This is a genomic window from Pigmentiphaga aceris (assembly GCF_008119665.1).
Taxonomy (GTDB): domain Bacteria; phylum Pseudomonadota; class Gammaproteobacteria; order Burkholderiales; family Burkholderiaceae_B; genus Pigmentiphaga; species Pigmentiphaga aceris.
Genome location: NZ_CP043046.1, coordinates 924,518 through 950,071 on the forward strand (window position 1 = coordinate 924,518; position 25,554 = coordinate 950,071).

Annotated in this window: 22 protein-coding genes; 12 read left to right on the plus strand and 10 right to left on the minus strand. The window is 62.0% G+C overall.

What is annotated here, in order from left to right; genetic code table 11:
* Window positions 1-76: 76 nt before the first annotated feature.
* Entirely contained in the window at window positions 77-1,450 is a 1,374-nt protein-coding gene (locus FXN63_RS03800; protein WP_148818902.1) for a 4Fe-4S binding protein, read from the plus strand.
* Between the two features lie 156 nt (window positions 1,451-1,606).
* On the opposite strand, the gene FXN63_RS03805 is transcribed toward FXN63_RS03800, so the two are convergent.
* From FXN63_RS03805 to mpl, 3 genes are all read right to left on the minus strand, one after another.
* Window positions 1,607-3,691 (minus strand): ribonuclease catalytic domain-containing protein, encoded by a 2,085-nt coding sequence (locus FXN63_RS03805; protein ID WP_148812990.1) that lies wholly within the window; start codon window positions 3,689-3,691, stop codon window positions 1,607-1,609.
* Window positions 3,692-3,753: 62 nt separating this feature from the next.
* Entirely contained in the window at window positions 3,754-4,353 is a 600-nt protein-coding gene (locus tag FXN63_RS03810; RefSeq protein WP_148812992.1) for a YqiA/YcfP family alpha/beta fold hydrolase, read from the minus strand.
* Window positions 4,350-5,738, minus strand: a complete 1,389-nt coding sequence (gene mpl, locus FXN63_RS03815; RefSeq protein ID WP_148812994.1) for a UDP-N-acetylmuramate:L-alanyl-gamma-D-glutamyl-meso-diaminopimelate ligase — start codon at window positions 5,736-5,738, stop codon at window positions 4,350-4,352. The genes FXN63_RS03810 and mpl overlap by 4 nt, the downstream gene beginning before the upstream one ends.
* Window positions 5,739-5,853: 115 nt before the next feature.
* Between mpl and FXN63_RS03820 the strand changes: the two genes are divergently transcribed.
* From FXN63_RS03820 to FXN63_RS03860, 9 genes are all read left to right on the plus strand, one after another.
* Complete coding sequence (locus tag FXN63_RS03820; RefSeq protein WP_148812996.1) at window positions 5,854-6,501, plus strand: UDP-N-acetylmuramate--alanine ligase; 648 nt, start codon at window positions 5,854-5,856, stop codon at window positions 6,499-6,501.
* Window positions 6,498-7,019 carry a TlpA family protein disulfide reductase gene (locus FXN63_RS03825; protein ID WP_148812998.1) on the plus strand — a complete coding sequence of 174 codons (522 nt, stop codon included), beginning with the start codon at window positions 6,498-6,500 and terminating at the stop codon, window positions 7,017-7,019. The genes FXN63_RS03820 and FXN63_RS03825 overlap by 4 nt, the downstream gene beginning before the upstream one ends.
* Window positions 7,020-7,149: 130 nt before the next feature.
* On the plus strand, window positions 7,150-7,584 hold the full coding sequence (gene aroQ / locus FXN63_RS03830; RefSeq protein ID WP_148813000.1) for a type II 3-dehydroquinate dehydratase: 435 nt from the start codon (window positions 7,150-7,152) through the stop codon (window positions 7,582-7,584).
* 82 nt (window positions 7,585-7,666) lie between these two features.
* A complete protein-coding gene (gene accB / locus FXN63_RS03835; protein ID WP_148813002.1) occupies window positions 7,667-8,122 on the plus strand; it encodes an acetyl-CoA carboxylase biotin carboxyl carrier protein in 456 nt (151 codons plus the stop codon).
* Window positions 8,123-8,234: 112 nt separating this feature from the next.
* Window positions 8,235-9,584, plus strand: coding sequence for an acetyl-CoA carboxylase biotin carboxylase subunit (accC, locus tag FXN63_RS03840; protein ID WP_148813003.1), 1,350 nt, complete (start codon window positions 8,235-8,237; stop codon window positions 9,582-9,584).
* A 3-nt stretch (window positions 9,585-9,587) separates the two neighbouring features.
* Window positions 9,588-10,505: a 50S ribosomal protein L11 methyltransferase gene (prmA, locus tag FXN63_RS03845; protein ID WP_148813005.1), complete on the plus strand. Its 918-nt coding sequence runs from the start codon at window positions 9,588-9,590 to the stop codon at window positions 10,503-10,505.
* A gap of 51 nt (window positions 10,506-10,556) precedes the next feature.
* Entirely contained in the window at window positions 10,557-12,461 is a 1,905-nt protein-coding gene (locus FXN63_RS03850) for a zinc-ribbon and DUF3426 domain-containing protein (RefSeq protein WP_148818904.1), read from the plus strand.
* Between the two features lie 9 nt (window positions 12,462-12,470).
* Entirely contained in the window at window positions 12,471-13,427 is a 957-nt protein-coding gene (locus FXN63_RS03855) for a carbohydrate kinase family protein (protein WP_148813007.1), read from the plus strand.
* Between the two features lie 136 nt (window positions 13,428-13,563).
* On the plus strand, window positions 13,564-14,070 hold the full coding sequence (locus tag FXN63_RS03860) for an outer membrane lipoprotein (protein WP_148813009.1): 507 nt from the start codon (window positions 13,564-13,566) through the stop codon (window positions 14,068-14,070).
* Window positions 14,071-14,348: 278 nt separating this feature from the next.
* Here the strand turns inward: FXN63_RS03860 and FXN63_RS03865 are convergent, their stop codons facing one another.
* The 7 genes from FXN63_RS03865 to FXN63_RS03895 form a co-directional block, all read right to left on the minus strand.
* On the minus strand, window positions 14,349-14,906 hold the full coding sequence (locus FXN63_RS03865; RefSeq protein WP_148813011.1) for a YggT family protein: 558 nt from the start codon (window positions 14,904-14,906) through the stop codon (window positions 14,349-14,351).
* A 234-nt stretch (window positions 14,907-15,140) separates the two neighbouring features.
* Complete coding sequence (locus FXN63_RS03870; protein ID WP_425468718.1) at window positions 15,141-15,842, minus strand: histone H1; 702 nt, start codon at window positions 15,840-15,842, stop codon at window positions 15,141-15,143.
* Between the two features lie 782 nt (window positions 15,843-16,624).
* The gene (locus FXN63_RS03875; protein WP_148813014.1) at window positions 16,625-17,764 is read right to left on the minus strand and encodes a ribonucleotide-diphosphate reductase subunit beta; all 1,140 of its coding nucleotides are present in this window, start codon (window positions 17,762-17,764) and stop codon (window positions 16,625-16,627) included.
* A gap of 17 nt (window positions 17,765-17,781) precedes the next feature.
* Window positions 17,782-20,754: a ribonucleoside-diphosphate reductase subunit alpha gene (locus FXN63_RS03880; RefSeq protein ID WP_148813016.1), complete on the minus strand. Its 2,973-nt coding sequence runs from the start codon at window positions 20,752-20,754 to the stop codon at window positions 17,782-17,784.
* 444 nt (window positions 20,755-21,198) lie between these two features.
* A complete protein-coding gene (ampD, locus tag FXN63_RS03885; RefSeq protein WP_148813018.1) occupies window positions 21,199-21,789 on the minus strand; it encodes a 1,6-anhydro-N-acetylmuramyl-L-alanine amidase AmpD in 591 nt (196 codons plus the stop codon).
* Window positions 21,790-21,852: 63 nt separating this feature from the next.
* The gene (locus tag FXN63_RS03890) at window positions 21,853-22,119 is read right to left on the minus strand and encodes a PP0621 family protein (protein WP_148813021.1); all 267 of its coding nucleotides are present in this window, start codon (window positions 22,117-22,119) and stop codon (window positions 21,853-21,855) included.
* A 1-nt stretch (window position 22,120) separates the two neighbouring features.
* Window positions 22,121-22,969: a cytochrome C assembly family protein gene (locus FXN63_RS03895; RefSeq protein WP_148813023.1), complete on the minus strand. Its 849-nt coding sequence runs from the start codon at window positions 22,967-22,969 to the stop codon at window positions 22,121-22,123.
* 53 nt (window positions 22,970-23,022) lie between these two features.
* Here FXN63_RS03895 and ffh point away from each other — a divergent pair, with 53 nt between their 5' ends.
* Window positions 23,023-24,441 (plus strand): signal recognition particle protein, encoded by a 1,419-nt coding sequence (ffh, locus tag FXN63_RS03900; protein WP_148813025.1) that lies wholly within the window; start codon window positions 23,023-23,025, stop codon window positions 24,439-24,441.
* 385 nt (window positions 24,442-24,826) lie between these two features.
* Window positions 24,827-25,375: a hypothetical protein gene (locus FXN63_RS03905; protein WP_148813027.1), complete on the plus strand. Its 549-nt coding sequence runs from the start codon at window positions 24,827-24,829 to the stop codon at window positions 25,373-25,375.
* Window positions 25,376-25,554: the final 179 nt, after the last annotated feature.

Below are 25,554 nucleotides of genomic sequence, written 5' to 3' on the forward strand. Positions count from 1 at the left end.
GCATAACGGGGCAGCGACGCTGCCGCCGACACCACGTTCGCGTGCGGCGCGGGTGCTGTCCCGCATCGGGGCGTTTCTGCATGCGCATGGTCGTGCCATCCGCACGACGCAGTGGATCATCGTCTTGGTGTACGTGGCCTTGATGGTGCTGCCGCTGATTGCGCCTTTGCCCGACCGGCACGCGCGCATCCTGAATCACATCACCTTGTTTGCGCAGTTCATGTTCTGGGGCATCTGGTGGCCCTTCGTGTTGCTCAGCATGGTCTTGTTCGGCCGCATCTGGTGCGGCGTGCTGTGCCCGGAAGGGGCGCTGTCGGAGTTCGTCAGCCGACATGGTCGGGGTGGTGCGATTCCGCGCTGGATACGCTGGGGAGGCTGGCCCTTCGTGGCCTTTGCGGGCACCACCATCTACGGGCAACTGGTCAGCGTCTATCAATACCCCGGTGCGGTGCTGGTGGTGCTGGGTGGGTCCACCGTGGCGGCCATGATCGTGGGTTATCTGTATGGCCGCGACAAGCGCGTGTGGTGCAAATATCTGTGCCCGGTCAATGGCGTGTTCAACCTGCTGTCGCGACTGGCACCCGTGCACATGAAAGTCGATGCGGCCGCCTATGTTGCCTCGCCCCGCACGCAAGGTGTGAACTGTGCGCCGCTGGTGCCGCTGCGCCATATGGTGGGCGCGTCGGACTGTCATGTCTGTGGCCGCTGCGAAGGTTATCGGGGCGCGATTGCGTTGAGCCCGCGTTCACCGACGGAAGAAGTGGTGATGTTTGGCGGGCCGGGGGAACAAGCGCTAAGTGGACAGGCGCATGGCGGCATACATCACAACAACAGTGGCTGGTATTCGGCGCTGATCGCGTTCGGCATGCTTGGCCTGGCTATGGGTGCCTTCCACTGGACAGCCAGCCCTTGGTTCGTCGCAGCCAAGATCGGCGCGGCGCAATGGCTGGCGGAACACGATATTGCCTGGATGTTCCGCGACGATATTCCGTGGTTCATTCTCACCCACTACCCAGACCAGAACGATGTCTTCAACTGGCTGGATGGTGCCTTGATCCTCGGCTACATCCTGGCAACCGCATTGGTAATGGGCGGCGCGATATCGCTGACCATTGGCGCAGGCAGCCGCTTGCTGGGCAAGGGCTGGACGGCCGCGCGTTACCACCACCTGATGCAGTCGCTGATCCCCATCGGCGGCTGTGGGTTGTTCATCGGCTTATCGGCCAGCACGGTGACCCTGCTGCGCAGCGAGGGCCTGCGCATGGCCTGGGTGCCTACCACCCGCATGGCGATGCTGGCGGGTGCAACAGCTTGGTCGTGTTGGCTCGCGTGGCGTATCAGTGGGCGATATGCGCATTCACTGTTCGCCCGAGTGGGTGCCCTCGCCGGCGTCGTCGCCGCGTTGGCGCTGGTGAACTACGCCTGGGCGTTGATGTTCTGGATCTGGTGAGGCCCGGGCGTCAGGGTAGATCAGTCGGCATTCAGCGCGACATCCGTGGTCACTGCAGGCTAGTCGGGGATGTAAAACAGCGTAGTGAAAAAAAGCAGTAAAAAAAACGGGGCACCCAAATGGATGCCCCGTTTTTAGTACCGATCAAACTATCGATCAAGCCGGTTTGTTCTGATCGTCAGGCAAAGGTGCGTCCGTCAAGTCTGGGCCGTCTGCCGCATCCGTTTCTGCAACCAGTACGGCATCTTCATTGGTCGGCACAGGCTCGCCTTCAGCTTGTGCCGCCTCTGCGCCTGCGCTGTCGACTTCTGCGGTTTCAGGTTCGACTTCGTCCTCGATGGCGTCCGGGGTGTCTGTCTGGATCACGTCGATGAACTTCGCTTCCAGGCGCAGTTCCAGATCGTCGATGTCGATGATCTCCAGCATGACGTGCTGGCCACGTTCCAAGGTCGGCAGACCACCGACGCGCGTGAAGAAGGGCGCATCTTTCAGGCGCACCAGGTCGTCACGCAAGACCACGGCTTCCAGGCGCGTGAGCTGCTCCTGCTGCAACCAGCGCAGGCACCAGTAGCGTTCCATGGTCTGCTGGAAGTCGCTGTAGGCCGAATACTTGCCCTCGAACGCGCCGATCACGCCGAACAGTTCCGCTTCGCGCGGCTTGTACGGAGCCACCAGGCGTGCCGACACACCGTGGTCGGCCACCGCGATCAATTGCCACTGATTCACCAGGTCAACATAGCGACGCAGCGGCGAGGTGTGCCATGCGTACTGCGGCACGCCCATGGCTTCGTGCGGCAGGGCGGCGGTGCTCATGCGCACCCGGCCAGCCTGTTGCGAACGATAGATGCCCGGCACGCCAGCGGCAGCCAGCTGGCCGCCCCACAGGCTGTTGGCCATGATCATGTATTCGGCAACCATGCGGTCCAGCGGCGCATTGCGCTTGCGCTGAACAATGCGCACCACGGCCTCAGAAGGCTCGTCCGGATTGCCGTCCACGTAGAAGCTGAACTCCACGCGGTTGTTCAGTTCGGGCTTGCCACGAACTTCCGCGCGCTTGTTGTTCAGCACCTGCGCAAACTGCCACAGCGGACGCAGCAGCTCGCCGTGCGGCATCTCGGCAGTCGGGTCGTCCAGCGCCACTTCCGTGACGTGTTCGTCCAGCAGGTTGTGGCGCAGGTTTTCCTTCACCACCACACGTTCGATACGCGTTTCGGTCTCGAAGATTTCACCGCTGACCAGGTCAGCCGTCACGTACAAGGACAGGGCAGGCACCGGTTTGCCGGCGTCCAGCGAGAAGGCGGCGATCACCTCGTCGGGCTGCATCGGGATCTTGTCGCCGGGCATGTACACCGTGGACATGCGGGCGCGCGCCAGCAGGTCGTAGGGTGAGTCACGCGTCACGGCCAGGCCAGGCGCAGCAATGTGGACACCGACGCGAATGCGCCCGTCGTCCAGCATGCGCACCGACAGCGCATCGTCGATTTCCGTCGTGGTGATGTCGTCGATCGAATAGGCTTCTGCGTCGGACAGCGGCAGCTCGCGTTCCACCGTCGGCAGCGTGCCGGCCGGGAACGCAATGCCACGCGGGAATTCTTCCGACAGGAAGCGGCGCTTGTGGATGGCGAGTGCATGCGGGAACGCGCCCAGGTCAAGCAGCAGACGTGCAGGCTGAGTGCGCAGTCGCTGGCAGGCCAGGTCCAGCGCCTTCCACTCCTGCGTGTTCTTGTCGGGTTTGCACAGCAAGGCATCGACATGGCTGCGCAGGGCGTCCGGCAGCACGCCGTTGGCCATTTCTTCCACCCAGATTTCAAGCTGTTCAGCCTGACGCTTCTTCTTTTCTACCGCAGCCAGTGCGGCGGCCAGAATGTCTGCAGGGGCAGGGCGATAGCGGCCCTTGCCACGACGATGGAAATACACCGGCGAGCCGTGCACGCGCAGCAGCAGGGTGGCCTGCTCGGTAGGCGAGGGCTTGTGGCCGAAATACTCTTCGGCCAATTGCGGCACGTCGAATTCTTCCTTCGGCGCGCATTCCCACAGGAATTCAAGGTCGATGTCATTGGCGGCCGTTTCGGCCTCGCGCATCAAGGCTTCGGGCGAGGGCTTCTCGAAACGGAACAACGCGCTGGTCTTCTTGACCTTGCTGCGTTTGCCGCTCGCGGCCTCGACTTGCAGGCTGGCATCGGTTTCGCTCAGGATCGACCCGGCCTTGAAGCCGCCGTCATCCTCGTAGAACACATACATGGATCAGCATCCTGACCACGAGCCAAGGCTCGCGGCATCATTCGTGGGGGGACGGACGCTCTTCAAGCGTCCGGCGAGCCGGGAAGGCCCATGAAGGCACGCAACTCAGGCAACCAGCGAGGATAGTCGCCCAGCCCGTGATCGCTGCCTTCGATAATGTGTTGGTGCGCACCCGCGTAGTAGTCGCGCATTTCGCGCCAGTCCAATACCTCGTCGCCGGTGGCCGCCACCAATAGATAGCGGTCGGGACGGGTCATGCCGGTGCGCATGGCCTGCAATTCGTCAACGTATTCGGGCAGGAACACAAACGGCGAACCGTCGTGCCATGCCGTGTGGGTACCTACCTGGGTGGCCAGGTCACGCGGTGCATACACGGCGGGATTGAGCATCGCCGCGCGGCAGCCCCAGCGCTCGGCCAGCCAGTTGGCATAGTAACCGCCGAGCGAGGAGCCAATCAGCACCAGTTCACTGGCAATGCGGTCTGCCGGCAGGTGTTTTTGCACCAGGGCTTCGGCAATCGCCACCGATTCACGCGGGCTGGCGGGCAACTGCGGGCAGAACCAGGAGCCGGCCAGTGCCGGGTCGCTGAATTGATCGGCCAGCAGCTTCGCCTTGAACGACGATGGCGAAGAACGGAAACCGTGCAGATACAGGATCATCAGACGCCGCCGTCTTGCAGTGCGGCCAGCAGCTTGTCGTGCACGCCGCCGAAACCGCCGTTGCTCATGACCAGCACATGGTCGCCATCCTGGGCCGCGGCACTGACTGCGGCGACCAGGGCGTTCAGGTCGCCGAAACTCTGCGCGCGATTGCCCAGCGATGCGAAGACCTCTGCCGGGTTCCAGCCCAGCGCGTGTTTGCCCTGCGTTTCACCGAAGATGAATACTTGATCGGCTTGGGCCAAGGCATCGGGCAGGCGTGCGCTCATGGCACCCAGCTTCATGGTGTTCGAGCGAGGTTCCAGTACTGCCAGAATGCGACCGCTGCGTTCACGTTTGCGCAGGCCATCGACTGTCGTGGCGATGGCGGTGGGGTGATGGGCGAAATCGTCGTACACCCGCACGCCGCGCACCGTGCCGCGCAATTCCATGCGGCGCTTCACGCCGACGAATCGATTCAATGCGGCCAGGCCATCAGCCGGGGCCACGCCCACGTGCTCGGCAGCGGCCAGGGCGGCCAGGGCGTTCATCTGGTTGTGGCGACCGCTCAGGCTCCAGGTCAGTGTGCCAAAGGGCACGCCATCCAGACTGAGCGTGGCATGGCCGTTCGCATCTTCTTCGCTTGCCTGCCAGCGGCCATCTTCGCCGAACGTGACGCTTTCCGACCAGCATCCGCGCGCCAACACCCGATCGATCGCAGGGGTATGCGTGGGAACAACCAGGCGTCCGCTTTTCGGCACGGTGCGGACAAGATGGTGAAACTGCGTCTCGATAGCCGCAAGATCCGGGAAGATGTCCGCGTGATCGTATTCAAGATTGTTCAGAATCGCCGTGCGTGGGCGGTAATGCACGAACTTCGAGCGCTTGTCGAAGAATGCCGTGTCGTATTCATCGGCTTCGATCACGAACAGATTGTCTTCGCGGTTTGGTGCCAGTGGCAGCAGTCGCGCCGACACGCCGAAATCCTGCGGCACGCCGCCCACCAGGAAGGACGGCTTGCGCCTGCATGCTTCCAGCACCCAGGCCAGCATGGCGCTGGTGGTGGTCTTGCCGTGGGTGCCGGCAACCGCCAGTACGTGGCGGCCCGTCAGGCCATGCTCGCCCAGCCACTGCGGGCCCGACACATAGGGCAACCCGGCTTCCAGAATCGCTTCCATCAGCGGGTTGCCGCGCGAAACCACGTTGCCGATCACGAACAAATCGGGTTTGAGCGCGACCTGAGACGGATCGAAACCTTCGATCAGGTCGATGCCTTGTTCGGCCAGCTGAGTGCTCATCGGCGGGTAGACACCCGCGTCGCAGCCGGTCACGCGGTGGCCGGCCGACCGGGCAATAAGTGCCAGGCCCGCCATGAAGGTGCCGCAGATGCCAAGAATGTGAAGATGCATGGACGCGCGCAAGAGGAAGAGTTCCTTATTGTAGAAGGCATGGCGATACGGCGCTGATGGCGATGTCGGTCACCGGCAGCCGGAAGGCCGGTTCCCTGTGGCCGCCCCAGGTATCATGTTCAGGTCTGTATTCAGGGAGGTGCACGTGTACCGATCTTTGCGCGAAGAAATCGCGGTGGCTGCGGCCCGCATGATCGCCGAGGATGGCATCGACTACAGCACAGCCAAGCGAAAGGCCGTCAAGCAGCTGCTTGGCACCAGCGCGTTGCCGCGTGGTGAATTGCTGCCCGACAACGGCGAGATCGAAGAAGAAGTGCGCGAATACCAGGCTTTGTTCATGGGCGAGACGCAGCCCGCCAGGCTGCGCCACCTGCGTGAACTGGCCGTCAAGGTCCTGGCGTGGCTGGCCCCGTTCGATCCTTACCTGACTGGCCCGGTATGGACAGGCACGGCAGGTGAGCACACCGATATCGCGATTCAATGTTTTACCGATTCGTCCAAGGATGTGGAAATCTTCCTGTTGAACGCGGGCGTTGAGTACGAAGTGGGCGAGCGTCCCGATTTCCGTGGTCGGGGCACGGTGGAAGCGCTGTACTTCATGCGAGACAAGGAAGGGGTGATGGTCTGCATCTACCCGCCCGAAGCCCTGCGCGGTGCGCTGCGGGCAAACAGCGATGGCCGTACCGATCGGGGTAATGCCCAGGCACTGAAACGTTTGTTGGCGGCAACCGAAGTGGCCGCGAATCAGAAAGGTGAGGAATGAAGCGACGCAGTCTGCTGATCTACGGGGCAACCGGTCTGGCGGCCGCAGGTGCGGGCGGCCTGATTGCGTGGCGACGTCAGGGCGGCGGTGGAGACCCCGCCGTGCGCCTGATGTTCGATCAGACCATGGCAGCCCCTGACGGCACGCCGGCGTCGATGGCAACCTGGCGCGGCAAGGTAATGGTGGTGAATTTCTGGGCGACCTGGTGTCCGCCCTGCGTGGACGAGATGCCTGACCTGGATCGTTTGCAGACCCAGTTCGGCACACGCGCCCAGATTGTCGGCATCGGCATCGATTCCGCCAAGAACATCAACGAATTCACAAAAAAAGTGCCGGTGTCGTATCCTCTGCTGGTGGCGGGGGTAACTGGCTCGGAATTGTCTCGTGAATTGGGCAACACCACGGGCGGACTGCCGTTTACCGTGCTGATCGACGCCAATGGACGAGTAATCGAGCGTATTTCCGGCCGGATCAAACCGGAAGCGATCTTGGCTTCGGTGAACGCCGTCACAGCTTGACGCAGCCTCGATCAGCGCGGCCTTCCGGAATCTGGGAAAATGGCGCGCTTTTCGACTTTTTTGTGTAACCGATAGACAACGTGCCGCGTTCTGCGTGAAAATCGCGGCCTTCGGCACTCGACCTGCAAGTATGGCTACACGCATCCTGGTTCTGCACGGCCCCAATCTCAATCTGCTCGGCACGCGCGAGCCCGCCATCTATGGCGCGCTCACTTTGGCCGACATTGAAGCCAGATTGGTCGAGCAAGCCCAGGCACGCGGCGCGACCCTGACCTCCTTCCAAAGCAATCATGAAGGGGTGCTGGTCGATCGTATCCAGCAGGCCCGCCTCGATGGCACTGAGTTCATCGTCATCAATCCTGCTGCGTTCACCCATACGAGCGTGGCAATTCGCGATGCATTCGCCGCAGTGGCGTTGCCCTTCATCGAAGTGCACCTGTCCAACGTACACAAGCGCGAGCCATTCCGGCACCACTCCTATTTGTCTGACCTGGCGGTCGGCGTGATTGCCGGACTGGGCGCCGACGGCTATGAAGCCGCGGTGCGTTTTGCGCTCGACCATTGAATTTGAATGTTGCTGGTGTGGCTTCGTGGCGCTATAAGCGGATGCGTGGCCCTGCCCAACGGTTTTTTTTGGGAATAAACCCATGGATCTCAGAAAGCTCAAGACCCTGATCGACCTCGTGGCCGAATCGGGCATCGCCGAACTGGAAATCACGGAAGGCGAAGGTAAGGTCCGTATCGTCAAGTTCCCGCAAGGTGGACAAGTCGGTGGTGTCGGCGCTGCTACGGCTGCACCGCTGCCCGTGGCACCCGTTGCCGAAGTCGCACCGGTTGCTGCTGCACCCGTCGCGCCTGCTGCCGTTCAAGGCCACGTCGTGAAGTCGCCGATGGTCGGTACCTTCTACCGCGCCCCGAACCCGGGCTCGCCGGCCTTCATCGAAGTCGGCCAGTCGGTCAAGGAAGGCGATCCGCTTTGCATCATTGAAGCGATGAAGCTGCTGAACGAGATCGAAGCCGACAAATCCGGCACGATCAAGGAAATCCTGGTCGAAAACGGCCAGCCGGTAGAGTACGGTCAGCCGTTGTTCGTGATCGGCTAAGACGCCAATACCGATTCCCATGGTCCGGGCAGGAGACACGCTCCCGCAGCCAGACGCCGATCCGGCGTCGCTCGGCGAAGCTGTGCCTGCGCCACCTTCAGGAAAGCCATTCATGTTCGAAAAGATCCTGATTGCCAATCGGGGCGAGATCGCGCTGCGTATTCAGCGCGCTTGCCGCGAGATGGGCATCAAGACCGTTGTCGTCTACTCCGAAGCCGACCGCGACGCCAAGTACGTCCGACTCGCTGACGAGGCGGTGTGTATCGGCCCCGCGCCTTCGCGCGACAGCTACCTCAATGTCCCCGCGATCATCTCGGCCGCTGAAGTCACCGATGCCGAGGCAATCCACCCCGGTTACGGTTTCCTGTCCGAGAACGCCGACTTTGCCGAACGTGTCGAGAAAAGCGGCTTCGTCTTCATCGGCCCGCGCCCGGAAACCATTCGCCTGATGGGCGACAAGGTCAGCGCCAAGCAGGCAATGATTGCCGCTGGTGTGCCGGTGGTGCCAGGTTCCGAAGGCGCGTTGCCGGAAGATCCGAAAGAAATCGTGCAGATTGCACGTCAGGTTGGCTATCCGGTCATCATCAAGGCAGCAGGCGGCGGCGGTGGCCGTGGCATGCGCGTGGTGCACACCGAAGCTGCACTGCTGAACGCCGTCACCATGACGCGCTCAGAGGCCGGGGCGGCGTTCAACAACCCCGAGGTCTACATGGAGAAGTTCCTCGAGAACCCTCGCCATGTGGAAATCCAGGTGTTGGCCGACGGCCTGCGCAGCGCCGTCTGGCTGGGCGAGCGCGATTGCTCGATGCAGCGTCGCCACCAGAAGATCATCGAAGAAGCACCGGCACCGCACATTCCGCGTCGCCTGATCGACCGTATCGGCGATCGTTGCGCGGAAGCCTGCCGCAAGATGGGTTATCGCGGCGCGGGTACCTTCGAATTCCTGTATGAAAACGGCGAGTTCTATTTCATTGAAATGAACACCCGCATTCAGGTTGAACACCCGGTCACCGAAGCCATCACTGGCATCGACCTGGTGCAGGAACAGATCCGTGTAGCCGCTGGCGAGAAATTCCGTCTGCGTCAGCGCGACATCCAGTTCAAGGGTCATGCGATCGAATGCCGGATCAACGCAGAAGATGCGTTCCGCTTCACGCCCAGCCCTGGCCGCATCACTAACTGGCATGTGCCGGGTGGTCCTGGCGTGCGTGTCGATTCGCACGTCTACAACGGCTACTTCGTGCCGCCGAATTACGACTCGATGATCGCCAAGATCATCACTTACGGCGACACCCGCGAGCAGGCCCTGGCCCGCATGCGCATCGCCTTGTCGGAAATGGTGGTGGAAGGCATTTCGACCAACGTGCCGCTGCATCGCGAGCTGATGGTCGACGCGCGTTTCGTTGAAGGCGGTACCACCATCCACTATCTTGAGCATCGTCTTGCTCAACGTCCGGCGTAAATCGTGCGCGAACTGGTTCTAGATTGTCCTGAAGCGCTCGCTGAGTCGCTATCCGATGCCTTGCTCGACGCCGGCGCGCTGTCGGTGTCGGTGGAAGACGCCGACGAAGGTACCCAGGCCGAACAGCCCTTGTTCGGTGAACCCGGCCTGGAGCCTGACGTGCAGGCGTGGTCACGCAATCGTGTGGTTGCGCTGATCGCCGACGGCGACGACCCGGCACAGCTGATGGATCAGGCCAGCGGCGCGTTGAGCCTTGACGCAGCGCCCGCCTGGACGCTGCGTGAGGTGCCGGACGCCGACTGGGTGCGCTTGACCCAGTCTCAGTTCGAACCCATTGCGGTAGACGGCCGGATCTGGATCGTGCCCACCTGGCACGATGTGCCGGGTGAAGCCCGCGTTGCCTCGCCTGCGGGCGTGGATGGCGTGGTGATCCGGCTTGATCCGGGCCTGGCCTTCGGTACCGGCAGCCATCCCACGACGCACCTGTGCCTGTCGTGGCTGGCCAGCAACCTGCAGGCCGGCCAGCGCGTGCTGGACTACGGTTGCGGGTCCGGCATTCTGGCGATTGCCGCGCGCAAGCTGGGCGCAGGTCCCACGGTAGGTATCGACATCGATCCGCAGGCCGTTCAGTCGGCGCATGACAATGCGCAGGCCAACGATGTGGAAATCGATGCTGGCTTGCCCGACACGCATGCCGGATGGCGTGCCGATGTCGTGGTGGCCAATATTCTGTCCAACCCTTTGAAGGTGTTGGCACCGATGTTGTGCGAACGTGTGCTGCCGGGTGGCCACTTGGTCTTGTCCGGCGTGCTCGAACGTCAGGCCGAAGAGGTCGCGGCCGTGTATGCAACGTGGTTGAATATCAGCGTCTGGCAAGCTCGCGACGGCTGGGTCTGCCTGCACGGGCAACGCCCCGCATAAGTGGTGCGGCCGACCGGCCGCACCACGTTTCTTTACAGAGTCCAGGTGACCATGGCTCTTGCTACCCGGTGTCCGCAGTGCGGCACCGCATTCCGTCTTGTTGCCGACCAGCTCCGCCTGCATGACGGGCTGGTGCGCTGTGGCGCGTGTTCGGCAATCTTCGACGGTCGGCAAAATCAGTTCGAAGTCGATCCGATGGCCTTGCCGGCCAGTGGCAGCACGCCCATCGTGCCGCCACCGATCGAACCGATGACCCCGACGTTTGTCGACGCGCCGCCGCCGACACCGATCGTGCCGCCGATTCCCGAACGTTTGCCGGAACCCGATCCCGAGCCTGTACCAGCGGCCCCGGTCGCTGAACCGGCCGCATCGCCCTCGCCGGAAACGCTGAGCGAACCGGTGGACCCGGCCTTGCTCGGACCGTCTACGCGCCTGGTCTTGCCGCAGACGCCACCCGCGTCAGAACCGCCCGCGCCTGCCGATACTGCACCGCCGAAGCCGGTTGTGGATACACCCGTCAAGTCGTCCAAGGATGGTTTGTCAGGGGCGTCGGCAGTTGGGGCTGCGTCTTCGGCCCTTGGTGGCGTGCCGAGCGCAGGCCCGGGTGCCGTGCCCGATGTGGCATCACCCAAGCCCGCGCCTGTCAACCCGCCGTTGGCAGACAGCAAACCCGCAGAAAGCAAACCCGCAGCGCCCGCGTCGTCCCCGACAGGCACGGTGCCGCCTGCGCCCGTCGCGCCCAAGCCGCCTGAGCCTCGGCCGAGCTTCCGTCCCTCACTGGCCCAGCCCGTGCGGCCGATTCCTGCGCGCTCTGCCGCTGCTGCGCCAGCACCTGCCCCCGCATCGAGCGCCGCGCGCGACCTTCCAGACGTGAAGGCTGACGATGCATCCGCCCACGGTGTCGGCGCACGCGAACCCAGTTTGCACGAACCGATTCCGCTTGCACCCAGTGGCGATGCGAACCTGTTGCATGCTCCGCAATCCTTCGGTGCACGCGATGTGCCAGAGGGTGTGGACCAGCGTCGCGAGCCGCGTTTTGTCGACAGCAGTGACACCTTGAATCCGGCCGCTGCGCCGGCTGTGATGCGCTCGCCCAGAGCCGCCGAATCGGGGCAGCCAACCGGTGCATCCAACGTGCGCGCCAGCATCATCGACAACGGATTGCCGGCTCCTCGTCTGCGTACCCGCGCCGATGGCAGCATTCCCGATCTGCAGGCCCGCCTGCGTGCCGATGCCGAAGCGGAAACCGCTGAGGACATGGCGGTGCCAGAATTGCGCCGCGAATCCGCCGACCCGACCGCCCCGGTGACGTCCGACGCCGATCGTGATGCGCCTGCCGAACCGATCTACGCCTGGGACCCGGCAACCGAGGATACCGCCGAGCTGGCGGCACCCCTCGTGGTCGATGCGCCCCCGCGTGGCCTGCTGGAAGAGCCTGCCGAAGCACCCACCCCCCGGCGCGTATGGCCTTGGGTCGTGGGCGTGCTGATGGCGGCGCTGGTGCTGGGGGCTCAGGCGATCTGGGTGTGGCGTGACGAGATCGCCACCGATCTGCCGATCACGCGCCCGGTGCTGACATCGCTGTGCGGGGCGCTGGGCTGTACCGTCGGTTATCCGCGCCACCCTGAATTGCTGTCGATCGAATCGTCGGCGCTCGAACCCTGGCACAGCGATACCAATGCTGCCACCGAGCCGGGCGCGGCCAACCGATTGGCCTTGCGCGTGGTGCTGCGCAACCGGCATTCGCTGCCCCAGCCCTGGCCGTCCATCGAACTGACGCTGACCGATCTGAGCGATGCAGCAGTGGTGCGCCGTGTGCTGTCACCGTCTGACTACCTTCCCGCCGATACCGTTTCCAAGCCCATGCCGGCGCGCAGCGAGCGCAGCTTGCGGGTTCCCGTGGACCCACCTGCCGAGCCGGTGTCCGGTTATCGCTTGTCCGTATTCTTCCCTTAAGGCTTTTCCATGTCTGCACCGGTAATCATCTGCGGCTCCATCGCTTTCGACTCGATCATGGTGTTCGAAGGCCAATTCCAGGAACACATTCTTCCTGAGCAGGTGCACAAGCTGAGCGTGTCGTTCCTGGTGCCGACCATGCGCAAGGAATTCGGTGGCTGCGCCGGCAACATCGCCTACAACCTCAAGTTGCTGGGCGGTCAGCCGATTCCGGTGGCTACGGTCGGCCAGGACGGCCTGGACTACCAGACGCGCCTGAAAGACCTGGGCATCGACACCCGCTGGGTGAAGGTGGCATCGGAGTCGTACACAGCCCAGTGTTTCATCACCACCGATCTGTCGGATAACCAGATCACCGCCTTCCACCCGGGCGCAATGGCCTTGTCTGCTGCCAACGACCTGCGCGACGCGCCGGGCGAGTGGGCAATCGTCGCCCCCGATGCCAAGGATGCGATGTTCGCGCACGCAGAACGCCTGCATGCGCGTGGTGTGCCCTTCATCTTCGATCTGGGTCAGGCCATGCCGCTGTTCGATGGTGAAGACCTGACCCGCATGCTGAAGATGGCACGTGCACTCACGGTCAACGACTACGAGGCATCGGTCGTGGTGCAACGCACGGGTCGCAGCCTGGCCGAACTGTCGCAGTCGCTGGACGCCGTGGTGGTCACGCATGGTGAAGAAGGTGCCACGGTGATCGTGAAGGGCGTGGAAACCACGGTTGCGCCCGTGGCCGCAGCGCAAGTGGTCGATCCGACTGGTTGCGGCGATGCACATCGTGCCGGCCTGCTGTTCGGTCTGATCTCGGGCTGGAACTGGGTTGACGCGTGCAGCCTGGGCAATCTGATGGGCTCGATCAAGATCGCCGAACGCGGTCCGCAGAACCACGCGCCTAGCCGCGAAGACATCGCGGGCCAGCTCAAGGCCGCCTATGGCCTGAGCCTGCCTGAAGCCGCTATCGCAGGCTGAAAAGCCAGCTGAAACATTCGGGCACGGTTCTCCATATTGCTGGAGAACCTGTTCGGAACAAAAGCGTCTAAATTATTTGGCATCAAGCCATGTCCTTGCTGCGCGCCACGCGTAGCGGGGTTTTCAGGACCAGATCATGACGATAGCTCGCATTTCCTCTTCTGCCTCGGGCGCTGCAACGCGTGCGCGCCGTTGGCTGGCGATCGGCGCTGCGGTGTCGGCGCTTGCGATCACAGCCGGCTGCGCGACCGGCAACAGCTCGAATTCCGGCTACTCGCGTAGCCAGGCACAGCGTGAACAGACCGTGCGTATTGCCACCGTTGAATCGGTGCGTGAAGTCACCATCGACGGCGGCCAGACTGGTGTGGGTACCGGTGCCGGTGCGATTGTTGGCGGCGTGGCCGGCAGCACCATGGGCGGTGGCCGCGGCCAGATTCTGACGACGGTGCTGGGTGCCGTGGTTGGCGGTATTGCCGGTCAGGCGGTTGAAGGCAGCGCCTCCAAGCGCCGTGGCCTGGAGATCACCGTGGAATATGCCAACGGTGACCTTCGTGCGATTACCCAAGATGCTGATGAGACCTTCCGTCCTGGCGATCGCGTGCGCGTGATGTCCGGTGGCGGCGTGACGCGCGTAACACACTGATTGGTGTCATGGGCTGATCGTCACGGATCAGCACCATGCCGGTCTTGGCTGATCTGAAGGCTAGCGACCGGCACAGACGATGAATCTTCGTTCGGTCCTTGTCAGATGCTGATCATGTCTTGATTTCAGCTTCGCCAGCCGCAGTCCAGGCAATAAAAAAGCGGTGCGTGATTGGATCACGCACCGCTTTTTTTGTTCTGCATTTCTTGGTTCTGCATGCGCACGAGCCGATCAGCCGATCGCGCCCGTACCCACGCCTTCCTCCATCCTTGCAGCGCTTACCACCCGAACCAGGTGGCGCTGAGTCGTGCCACGACCATCAGCAGCACCTGCACGATGACAAACAGCAGCAGCGGGGCCATGTCGAAGCCGCCCAGACGCGGCGTAACGCGACGCAGGGGGTTCAGGAAGGGGGCAGTCAGCTGGTACAGCAGCGGCATGGCTGGTGCGCTTGGATTGACCCAGGACAGCACGGCCATGATCAGCGTCATCCACAACAGCAGATTCAGCGCCCACTTCAGCACGGTCAGCAGCGCAATCGCAAAGCCCATCGGGAACAGCATCAGCGGGTTGCCGCCAATGACTGCCAAGGTCAGCACCAGGAACACCAGTGCCACCAGCCAGGCCGCGACGATCGACGCCCAGTCGATGCCACCCGCGCCTGGAATGACACGGCGCAGAGGTTTGACGATCCAGTCGGTTGCCTGAAACACGCCGCGAGCAACCGGATTGCCGGGCGCAAGGCGCACGTTCTGCATCCAGGCGCGCAACAACAGCACGGCACCAAACAGCGTGAAGAAGATGTCGATCAAAAAACGCGCGATGTCACTGAACATCCAAACTCCAAGAAGGCCGCGCGCTGCGGCCAGGCAAGCGATAGCGCGATTGTCGCACGCGCTTTATCGGCCGCGCCAATGAAAAAGCCCCCCGCCAGGACAGGTCCTGGTGGAGGGCTTTGCACCCATGCGCGCTGCGCATGGGTTACGGCTGCGGCATACACCGCATCCGTGTTCCCGCATCGATCAAAGTACGACGGGCAACATGCGCGAACGCGTATTGCCCAGCCGAACTCAGGGACGGCTGCCCGTCGGGAACGGCCATGCTGCGGCCGGGTTCAGTGCGGTCTTGGCACCGGGTGCGGCAGCGGTCGACGGCGGCGTTGCCGGAGCCGGCGCGGCCTTCTTCGGTGCAGCCTTGCGGGCCGGAGCCTTCTTGGCCGGTGCTTCCGGTGCGGCGGCCGGAGCTGCCTTGGCCGGTGCTGCGGTGGCTTCGGCCGGAGCCTGGGTCACGACAGTTGCCTTCTTGCCTGCCGGAGCCTTCTTGGCAGCGGGGGCCTTCTTGGCTGCAGGAGCGGCCTTTGCCGGTGCTGCTTTCTTGGCGGCCGGAGCTGCCTTGGTCGACGCTGCCTTGGCCGGAGCCTTGGCGGGCGTTGCCTTCTTGGCAGCGGCGGTGGTCTTGGCAGGCGTTGCCTTCTTGGCGGCCGGAGCTGCCTTGGCGGGTGCGGCCTTCTTCGCCGGTGCTGCCTTCTTGGCAACAGCCTTCACTGCAACCTTCTTGGCGGGCGCGGCTTTCTTGGCCGGTGCTGCCTTCTTGGCAGCAGCCTTCACGGCAACCTTCTTCGCAGGTGCGGCTTTCTTGGCCGGCGCTGCCTTCTTGGCTGCAGCCTTCACTGCAACTTTCTTGGCGGGCGCGGCTTTCTTGGCCGGTGCAGCCTTCTTGGCGGCAACAGCCTTCTTCGCCGGTGCGGCCTTCTTCGCTGCAACCGTCTTCACGGCTGCCGGCTTCTTCGCAGCGGTCGCCTTCTTGGCGGGTGCTGCTGCCTTCTTGGTTGCCGTGGTCTTCACGGCAGCCTTCTTGGCCGGCGTCTTGCTTGCTGCGGGCTTGGTTGCCGCTGCCTTGGTTGCTGCAGCCTTGGTGGCTACGGGCTTGCTTGCAGCCTTCTTGGCCGGTGCGGCCTTGGCCACGGGCTTCTTCGCCGGGGCTGCTGCCTTCACTGCAGTCTTCTTTGCTGCGGGTGCTGCAGCAGGCTTGGTGGCCGCAGCTTTCTTGGCCGGAGCTTTGGTCGCTGCGGGTTTTTTCGTTGCCGGTTTGGTAGCGGCTTTTTTGGCTGTCGCCATGGTCTGCTCCTTCACAATTCGATCAAGGACCAAGATCAAAAACCCGCACGGACCATCCGAGCGAGCTATTCATCGGTACAAGCCAGGTTGCTGGACGTCAAACGGCAACCGGTTTTGGGTTTGCACTAATGAATGGGGTACAGCCATTTGACATGCCTCGCGCGTCGGGCGGGACATGTCAAATGGCCAGGCAACCGGTTGTCTGCCGATTGCCCGATGGCACGTCGAACACCTGAACATTGCCCGCATCACACACCGTCATGAACGGGGCGGGAGGGCCGGATGAGGTGCGCTGCTGGGGAGGCTTCACCCGCGCGTCTGACGGCATCCGGTCGTGGTTCAGGTGCACGAGGCACCGTTAACTTTTCAGTCGTTCTGTCTGCTGTTGTTCCGTCTTTCTTTCTATCGTTCTGTCGTTCTGTTTGTTCAATCTTCCATCAGTCCCAACTCAGCGCGCCGCCGGTCTGGTACTCGATCACGCGTGTCTCGAAGAAGTTCCGCTCTTTCTTCAAGTCGATCATTTCAGCCATCCACGGGAAGGGATTTTCTTCCTGCGGGTAGAGCGCTTCGATGCCGATCTGCTGGCACCGACGGTTCGCAATGAAGCGCAGATAAGACTTGAACATCGATGCGTTCATGCCCAACACGCCGCGCGGCATTGTGTCTTCGGCGTAAGCGTATTCCAGCTCCACTGCCTTGCGGAACAATTCGCGAATTTCTTCACGGAATTCTGGTGTCCACAAGTGAGGATTTTCAAGCTTCACCGTGTTGATGAGATCGATGCCGAAGTTGCAATGCATGGACTCATCGCGAAGGATGTACATGTATTGCTCGGCAGCGCCCGTCATCTTGTTCTGTCGGCCAAGCGCAAGAATCTGCGTGAAGCCTACGTAAAAGAACAGTCCTTCCATCAAGCACGCGAAGACGATCAACGACTTCAGCAAGGTTTGGTCCGCAACCGGCGTGCCGGTCTTGAAATGCGGATCTGCAATCGCGTCGATGAATGGAATCAGGAACTCATCTTTCGCGCGGATGGATGGTACCTCGTTATACGCGTTGAAAATCTCTGCTTCGTCGAGATCGAGGCTTTCAACGATGTATTGATACGCATGTGTGTGAATTGCTTCCTCGAATGCCTGCCGTAAGAGGAACTGTCGGCACTCGGGCGCGGTGATGTGGCGATAGGTGCCCAACACGATGTTGTTCGCAGCCAGCGAGTCGGCCGTGACGAAGAAGCCGAGGTTGCGTTTGACGATGCGACGTTCATCCTCGGTCAACCCGTTCGGGTTCTTCCACAAGGCGATGTCGCGCGACATGTTTATTTCCTGCGGCATCCAATGATTGGCGCAGGTGGCCAGGTACTTTTCCCAGGCCCACTTGTACTTGAACGGGACCAGCTGATTGACGTCGGTCTGTCCGTTGATGATGCGCTTGTCGCTGGCGTTCACGCGGTGTGACGCGGCGCTGGTTGCGGCGGTGTCGGCGTCCATCTTGGCTCGCGTGTTCGCTTCGCCATCCGACGACGCGCGTGCGGCCGGGTTCACTGGGTGTGCAGATTGATCGTCCCAAGTCAGCATGATGATTCTTTCCGCGATTACTGGCAGGCTTCGCAATCATCGAAGCCGGCATCGCCGGGGCGCAGCGTGCAGGCAGCCCCAAGAATTTCCGGTTCGGGAAGCGAGGCCGCCGAGGCGGAAGACGCGTGCATGGATGCGTTCGATTGCGCAGCACCCGCCATCGACACCGCGTTGAGTTCACCACCACGGCCGGTGGATTTTTCCGCGCTGGTGGCACCGAGCGTGCGCAGGTAATAGGTGGTCTTCAGGCCACGCTGCCATGCAAGCTTGTAGGTGTCGTCGAGCTTCTTGCCCGATGCGCCGGCCATGTAGATGTTCAATGACTGAGATTGATCGATCCACTTCTGGCGGCGCGCGGCGGCTTCCACCAGCCAATGCGGTTCGACTTCGAATGCGGTGGCATAGAGTCGTCTGAGCTCGGCCGGCACACGATCGATGCGGGCCAGCGACCCATCGAAATACTTCAAGTCGGCGACCATGACTTCGTCCCAGAGGCCGAGCTTTTTGAGATCGCGAACCAGGTAGTCGTTGACGATGGTGAACTCACCGGAGAGGTTCGATTTGACGTACAAATTCTGATAGGTCGGTTCGATGCAGGCAGACACTCCGATGATATTGGAAATCGTTGCCGTCGGGGCAATCGCCACGCTGTTGGAATTGCGCATGCCATGCGTCTTGATGCGAGCACGCAACGCATCCCAATCGAGTGTGCTGCGCGCATCGACATCGACGTATCCACCGCGTGCTTCGCGCAGCAATGCGATGGAGTCCTGCGGCAGAATGCCGCGGTCCCACAGCGACCCCGCATACGACTCATAACGGCCGCGTTGCGCAGCCAGTTCGGTCGATGCCCAGTACGCGAAATAGCAGACGGCTTCCATCGAACGATCGGCAAATTCAACGGCTTCCTGCGACGCATAGGGCAAGCGTTTCACATGCAGGCAGTCCTGGAATCCCATGATGCCAAGACCCACCGGACGGTGACGCAGGTTGGCATTGCGCGCCTTGTCGACTGCGTAATAGTTGATGTCGATCACGTTGTCGAGCATGCGCATGGCAACGCTGATCGTGCGCTGAAGTTTGTCGTGATCGAGTTCGATGCTGCCATCTTCATGGTGCTTCAGATGCGCCACCAGATTCACCGATCCAAGATTGCAGACGGCGATCTCTGACGCGTTGGTGTTAAGGGTTATCTCGGTACACAGGTTGGAACTGTGCACCACACCAACGTGTTGTTGCGGTGAGCGAATGTTGCACGGGTCTTTGAATGTGATCCACGGATGGCCGGTCTCGAACAGCATCGACAACATCTTTCGCCACAGCGTCAGCGCCGGCATTTTCTTGAACAGCTTGAGCGTGCCGTTGGCAGCCTGCTGTTCGTAGCCAACATAGGCCGCTTCGAATTCACGACCGACTTTGTCGTGCAGGTCAGGCGTGTCGGATGGCGAGAACAAGGTCCAGTCACCGGCTTCCATCACGCGCTTCATGAACAGATCGGGAATCCAGTTCGCGGTGTTCATGTCGTGCGTGCGGCGACGCTCGTCACCGGTGTTTTTGCGCAGTTCCAGAAACTCTTCCAGATCCAGATGCCAGGTTTCCAGATAGGTACAGACCGCCCCTTTGCGTTTGCCTCCCTGATTGACCGCGACTGCGGTGTCGTTCACCACTTTCAGGAAAGGCACCACGCCCTGGCTTTCGCCATTGGTGCCTTTGATGTGGCTGCGCAGCGCACGCACCTGCGTCCAGTCGTTGCCCAGGCCACCCGCGTATTTGGCCAGCAGCGCGTTTTCCTTGATCGCGTCGTAGATGCCTTCCAGGTCGTCGGGCACGGTGGTCAGGTAGCAGGACGATAGTTGCGAATGCAGGGTGCCCGCATTGAACAGGGTGGGCGTCGAGCTCATGAAATCGAAGCGCGACAAGATGTCGTAGAACTCGATGGCGCGCGTTTCGCGGTCATCTTCACGCAGCGCCAGGCCCATGGCCACGCGCATGAAAAACGCCTGCGGCAATTCGATGCGCCGGTTCTCAATGTGCAGGAAATAGCGGTCGTACAAGGTCTGCAAGCCAAGGTAGCTGAACTGCAGATCGCGTGTGTGGTCCAGTGCAGCAGCCAGCCGCGCGACATCGAAATTGCGCAGCTCGGGGGACAGGCGACCAGCCGCAATGCCCAGATCGATATAACCCGCGAAGTAGTCTGCATAACGCGTTGCCATCTCGCCCTGGTTCACTTCGATGCCCAACACTTCCTTACGGATGGTGTGCAGCAACAGACGCGAGGTCACCAGGCTATAGGCCGGGTCACGTTCCAGCGCGGCGCGCGCCGACAGAATGGCCGACTTGAACACTTCGTCGACGGGGATGCCGTCGTACAGATTCTTCACGGTCTCTTTCAGGATCAGATCGACGTCTACCTGGTTGGTGGGGGCGGTCGCAAACCCGTTGGCAGGTTCAGCATTCAAGCTTTCATTCAAGCCCGCGGCCGCAGCCTCGATCACATCGCGCAAGTGATCCATGTCCAGCGGCACGCGCACACCCTGGTCGGTGACATGCAGTGCGTGCCGATTCAGCTCGGCGTTCTGTTGCCGTTTCTGCGCACGTTCCTGATTGCGCTTCTCTCTATAGAGCACGTATGCACGCGCCACGTCGTGCTCGCCTGATCGCATCAAGGCCAGTTCGACCTGATCCTGGATGTTTTCAATATGGAAGGTGCCGCCACTGGGCTGCCGACGAATCAGGGCCGACACCACCTGTGAGGTCAGCTGTTCGACCAGCTCACGGACCCGCGCCGATGCCGCACCCTGGCCGCCATTGACCGCCAGGAAGGCCTTGGTCATGGCGATCGATACCTTGGCCGGCTCAAATCCCACTACGCTGCCATTGCGGCGCAAGGTCTTGTAGTCGGTGTATGCCGACGCATCGATGGAAAGCCGGGCGGGCTGCGGGACAGGGGGTGGAGTCGTGTGCGTGCCGGTCGGTGTCGAAAGCTGCATGAAACCTCCAGATGGCGGTGGCTTGCGCGGTGCGACCGGGGCCGGCGTTTGCGGGCGGGTAGCAACGTCAAACACAAGATGTAGTGGATAAACCACTGGTTTGACACTGATTCTAGGTAGGTGAACTGTCTACTTCAATAGCGGCAAGCCCGCCGGCAAGCCCATATTGCAATGCATGAAAAAGCAGTCTGTGCAGGTATTGCCAGGCAAGGGCGGGCGCAAAGCCAAGTAGCTGCGCCACTTCACGCATCTGCATCACGCATCGCGCCGCTCTTGAACGCAAATGGCGTCGCAAGCCGCGCTATCCGGGCTTCTCATCTCGAAAACACGGCCACGCGTTGCGCAGTCGCACGCCATGCTGCGGATACATTCCGCATTACATCGGCGCGCTGTGTGTTGGTAAGCGTGCTGTCTTTGACGCGATGTCTTTCAGCGTGGTGTTTTTCAGTCGGGCAGGGCGTCGCGTGGCCATGCGCATTCATGGGCCATGCGTGTCCAATCGAAATGCGGTCCGGGATCGGTCTTGCGACCCGGTGCAATATGTTCGTGTCCGCGCACTGCGACGATGGGGTGTCGTGCACGCAGGGCAGCATCAAGCTGTGCCAGCCGCGTGTATTGCACGTCGGTGAAGGGCTCGGTGTCGGTGCCTTCCAGCTCGATGCCCACGGAGAAATCATTGCAGCGTTCGCGACCCGCGTGCTGCGACACACCTGCATGCCACGCACGCTGGGTACTGGCGACGAACTGCACGATCTGACCGTCGCGGCGCACGAAGAAATGCGCCGACACACGCAGTCCTTCCAGGCGCGCAAACCACGGGTGCGCGTTAAGGTCGAGCCGGTTCAGGAACAGGTCTGCAATATAAGGACCGCCGAATTCACCGGGGGGCAGGCTGATGTTGTGGATCACCAGCAAGGACACTGCCTCGCCTTCCGGGCGCGTGTCCACGTTGGGTGACGGCAGGCGCGTCACGCCGGGAGCAGGGGTCAGCCAGCCGTCGGCATCGAGCGACAGCGGCGGGGTGCATTGAGACATGGCGGACGGATCGAGGGCAAACGAATCGAGGGCAAACGGATCGGAAAAAGCGGGTAGGGCGCGTCAGTCGAGCTGGCGTGCACCCAGCTGCGCATGTTCTTCCGAACACCACGTGTTGCCTTTCAGCAGCAGGGCTTCGGCGCGCGGCAGGTGAATGCCGCAGTGCGCGCAGCGTGCCATGTGCGGCACGGCGTCGGACTTGCGCCCGGAGGCCGGCGGAGCCGTGGGTGGAACTGGCTTGGACTTGGGCTTGCCGGCATGGCGGGCAAGCATGCGCAGCGCAAACAGCACGCCGATGATGACGATGATCCAGAACAGCAACTTGCCCATTTCAACCCCGGTGCAAAACGACTTCAAGCATGAACCGGCTACCGACATAGGCAAGCAGCAGCAATGCAAATCCGGCCAGGGTCCAGCGCAATGCCAGACGACCTCGCCAACCACGAACCTGGCGACCAATCAGCAGCAAGCCGAACGTCAGCCACGACAACAAGGTGAATACCGTCTTGTGATCCATGCGCAGCGCTTTGCCGAACACTTCTTCGGAAAAGCCGATGCCAGTCAGCACAGTCAGCGTAAGCAGCACAAAGCCGATCCAGATCAGGCGGAACAGCAGGCGTTCCAGCACCAGCAGCGGCGGCATGGCATCGAACATGCGCCCCAGAGTCTGTCGGATACCGTGATCATCCTTGCTGACCGGCATGGCAAGATCGTGCAGCCGGCGGTCGGCAGCAGCCATCAGCAGCCCGTGCAGCGCGGCGATGGTCATCATGCTGTAGGCGGCCAGCGCAATGCTCAGGTGCAGGCGCAGCCAACCACTTTCCGGGTTGGCGATGATGCGGCTTTGCGGGAATACGATGGGCAGCAGCGCCACGATTGCAGCCAGTGGTAACAGCAGCAGCCGCAGACCGTCGACGCGAATCAGCAGGCTTTCCACCCAATAGACGATCATGCCCAGGAACATGGCGGCCGACAGCATCAGCGCAAAACCCAGGCGCAGGCTGCCATCGCTGAACATCCCGTCCAGCAGCGCAAGGGCCTGCAACAGCAACACGGCTGCCAGACCGATCTGTTCGTGACGCCCGGCGGGCGCCTCGGGGGCCAGCCGCAGCGCGCGCCAAGCCATGACGGCCAGCGCGACGTATCCGGCGGCAGCCAGTGCGTGCAATACAATTCCCATAACGAATAAGTGTAAGCCCAGAGCCCACCGGAAATCCTTAGTGAAACTCATCTATGTTTGACAATCTCACCAGTCGCATGTCGCGCGTCGTCAAGACGCTGCGAGGCGAAGCCCGCCTGACCGAAGCCAACACCCAGGAAATGCTGCGCGAAGTTCGCCTGGCGTTGCTGGAAGCCGACGTATCGCTGCCTGTGGTGCGCGAGTTCATCGGCCGCGTCAAGGACAAGGCGCTGGGCGAAGACGTGGTCGGCAGTCTCACCCCGGGCCAGGCTTTGGTCGGTGTGGTGAGCAAGGAACTCACCGCGCTGATGGGCGGCGATCTTGGCCCCAGCGCAGGTGAACTGTCGCTGGCGCAACAGCCGCCCGCCGTGATCCTGATGGCCGGCCTGCAAGGTTCCGGCAAGACCACCACCACCGGCAAGCTGGCACGTTGGCTGGCCGAGGGCGGCCACATGCAGAACGGCCGCCCCACCGGCAAGAAGAAAGTGCTGGTGGTCAGCGCCGACGTGTACCGTCCCGCCGCTATCGAACAGTTGAAGACGGTTGCCGGCCAGGCAGGTGTGGACTTCCTGCCGTCCAGCACCGACCAGAAGCCCGAAGACATCGCGCGCGGTGCGCTCGACCATGCGCGTCGTTATCACCACGATGTACTGATCGTCGACACGGCCGGTCGCCTGGGTATCGACGAAAAGTTGATGCTGGAAATTCAGGCGCTGCACAAAATCCTGAACCCGATTGAGACGCTGTTCGTCGTCGACTCGATGCTGGGCCAGGATGCCGTCAACGTCGCCAAGGCGTTCAACGACGCCCTGCCGCTGACCGGTGTGGTGCTGACCAAGCTCGATGGTGACTCACGCGGCGGCGCGGCTTTGTCCGTGCGCCACGTGACCGGCAAGCCGCTGAAGTTCATCGGTGTGTCGGAAAAGCTGGCCGGCCTGGAACCCTTCCACCCCGAGCGCATGGCGCAGCGGGTGCTGGGCATGGGCGACATCCTGTCGCTGGTCGAAGAGGCGCACAAAGCCATCGACATCAACGAGGCGCAGAAACTTGCCGCCAAGCTGAAGTCCGGCGATCGTTTCGATCTGAATGACTTCCAGGCCCAGCTTGCCCAGATGAAGAACCTGGGCGACATGGGCTCGATTCTGGAAAAACTGCCCGCGCAATTTGCGCAGGCTGCCGGTCAGGTCGACCCGAAGAAGGCCGAAGGCCAACTGCGTCGCATGGAAGGCATTCTGAATTCGATGACGCCTGCCGAACGCAGCAAGCCTGAATTGCTGAAGGCCTCGCGCAAGAAGCGCATTGCGCTGGGCTCGGGTGTGCCGGTGCAGGAAGTCAATCGCCTGCTGGCGCAGTTCGACCAGATGCAAGGCATGATGAAGCAGATGAAGAAGGGCGGCATGGCCAAGATGATGCGGGCCATGGGCGGCATGAAGGCCTTGAAGGGGATGAAGGGTTTCCCCGGCATGAAGTAAGCCCCGACGCTGCGGCCCGATGAAGGTCGCGGCGTTGGTAGAGGCGAGTTGATGCTGCTGGGTCGATGTAGCCGATTCGACATGGCTGCTCGCCCCACTGAATCAATGCGACTGAATCAACACAACTGAAATCTACGCACTGACTCGACGCAACTGAATCAACGCAACTGAATCAACGCAACTGAGTTGGCGCGATCGAGTCGAAGCAGCTGGATCAGCGCAACTGGACCGACCGATCATGGATCGTCGTCAATTCTTGCATGTCATATCGTGTTCGGTCGGTGCGGCGACGTTGCCGTTGACCGCAAGGGTCGTACTGGCCGAATCGCCTGCCGAGCTTTCCTGCTGTGGGCCGATATCAGAACAGGGCGAACGACTACGCACGATGCTCGACAACTGCGGGGTAGACCAGCGCTGGTTGCCCGGCTTCAAAGTGCGCTGGAAAACCGGTGAAGCGACTGCCGCCTGGCCTGCCGGGTCAGGGGCGCATACGCATTGTTCGGCATTTGTCGCAAGCATGGCCATGCAGTTGGGCATTTACCTGCTGCGGCCGCCCGAACACGGACAGACCCTGCTGGCGAACGCCCAGGTGGCATGGCTGCTGAGCCAGTCCGAGGCCCCAAGCAACTGGCGCAATCTGGGCACGGATGTCACCCAGGTGCAGGCCCAGGCCAATCAAGGGTTGCTGGTGTTGGCGGCGGTTGAAAACCCGAATCCCGCCAAGCCCGGTCACATTGCGATTGTTCGACCTGGCTCCATGGCGGCCAGTGAGCTGGCGAAAACTGGGCCGATGCTGACGCAGGCGGGGAATCGGAACGCGCTGTCCATTCCCCTTTCCCAAGGCTTCCGTGGGCACCGTGGGGCATGGGTGCCTGGTGGGGGCGGAAGCGTGCGGTTCTTTGCGCATGAGATTGACTGGGCGCAACTGGGCTGAGCGGGGGGCAGCTGGGAAGCTGACAGTTGGACGCGTCATGTTGAACGCTGCATAGACAAGGTCATATAGAGACGCCCACCTGTACGACCCAGTCGGATTCGCAGCGCACAAAAAAATGGCACCGATCGCTCGGTGCCATTTTCATTGCGCAAGATTTTTGTACTTATGCACCGACCACG

Coding starts and splice junctions, on each gene's coding strand:
- FXN63_RS03805 (WP_148812990.1), bottom strand. CDS start 3,691: ATGTATGTGTTCTACGAGGATGACGGCGGCTTCAAGGCCGGGTCGATC.
- mpl (WP_148812994.1), bottom strand. CDS start 5,738: ATGCATCTTCACATTCTTGGCATCTGCGGCACCTTCATGGCGGGCCTG.
- FXN63_RS03820 (WP_148812996.1), top strand. CDS start 5,854: ATGTTCAGGTCTGTATTCAGGGAGGTGCACGTGTACCGATCTTTGCGC.
- FXN63_RS03825 (WP_148812998.1), top strand. CDS start 6,498: ATGAAGCGACGCAGTCTGCTGATCTACGGGGCAACCGGTCTGGCGGCC.
- aroQ (WP_148813000.1), top strand. CDS start 7,150: ATGGCTACACGCATCCTGGTTCTGCACGGCCCCAATCTCAATCTGCTC.
- accB (WP_148813002.1), top strand. CDS start 7,667: ATGGATCTCAGAAAGCTCAAGACCCTGATCGACCTCGTGGCCGAATCG.
- accC (WP_148813003.1), top strand. CDS start 8,235: ATGTTCGAAAAGATCCTGATTGCCAATCGGGGCGAGATCGCGCTGCGT.
- FXN63_RS03850 (WP_148818904.1), top strand. CDS start 10,557: ATGGCTCTTGCTACCCGGTGTCCGCAGTGCGGCACCGCATTCCGTCTT.
- FXN63_RS03855 (WP_148813007.1), top strand. CDS start 12,471: ATGTCTGCACCGGTAATCATCTGCGGCTCCATCGCTTTCGACTCGATC.
- FXN63_RS03860 (WP_148813009.1), top strand. CDS start 13,564: ATGACGATAGCTCGCATTTCCTCTTCTGCCTCGGGCGCTGCAACGCGT.
- FXN63_RS03865 (WP_148813011.1), bottom strand. CDS start 14,906: ATGTTCAGTGACATCGCGCGTTTTTTGATCGACATCTTCTTCACGCTG.
- FXN63_RS03875 (WP_148813014.1), bottom strand. CDS start 17,764: ATGCTGACTTGGGACGATCAATCTGCACACCCAGTGAACCCGGCCGCA.
- FXN63_RS03880 (WP_148813016.1), bottom strand. CDS start 20,754: ATGCAGCTTTCGACACCGACCGGCACGCACACGACTCCACCCCCTGTC.
- ampD (WP_148813018.1), bottom strand. CDS start 21,789: ATGTCTCAATGCACCCCGCCGCTGTCGCTCGATGCCGACGGCTGGCTG.
- FXN63_RS03890 (WP_148813021.1), bottom strand. CDS start 22,119: ATGGGCAAGTTGCTGTTCTGGATCATCGTCATCATCGGCGTGCTGTTT.
- FXN63_RS03895 (WP_148813023.1), bottom strand. CDS start 22,969: ATGGGAATTGTATTGCACGCACTGGCTGCCGCCGGATACGTCGCGCTG.
- ffh (WP_148813025.1), top strand. CDS start 23,023: ATGTTTGACAATCTCACCAGTCGCATGTCGCGCGTCGTCAAGACGCTG.
- FXN63_RS03905 (WP_148813027.1), top strand. CDS start 24,827: ATGCTCGACAACTGCGGGGTAGACCAGCGCTGGTTGCCCGGCTTCAAA.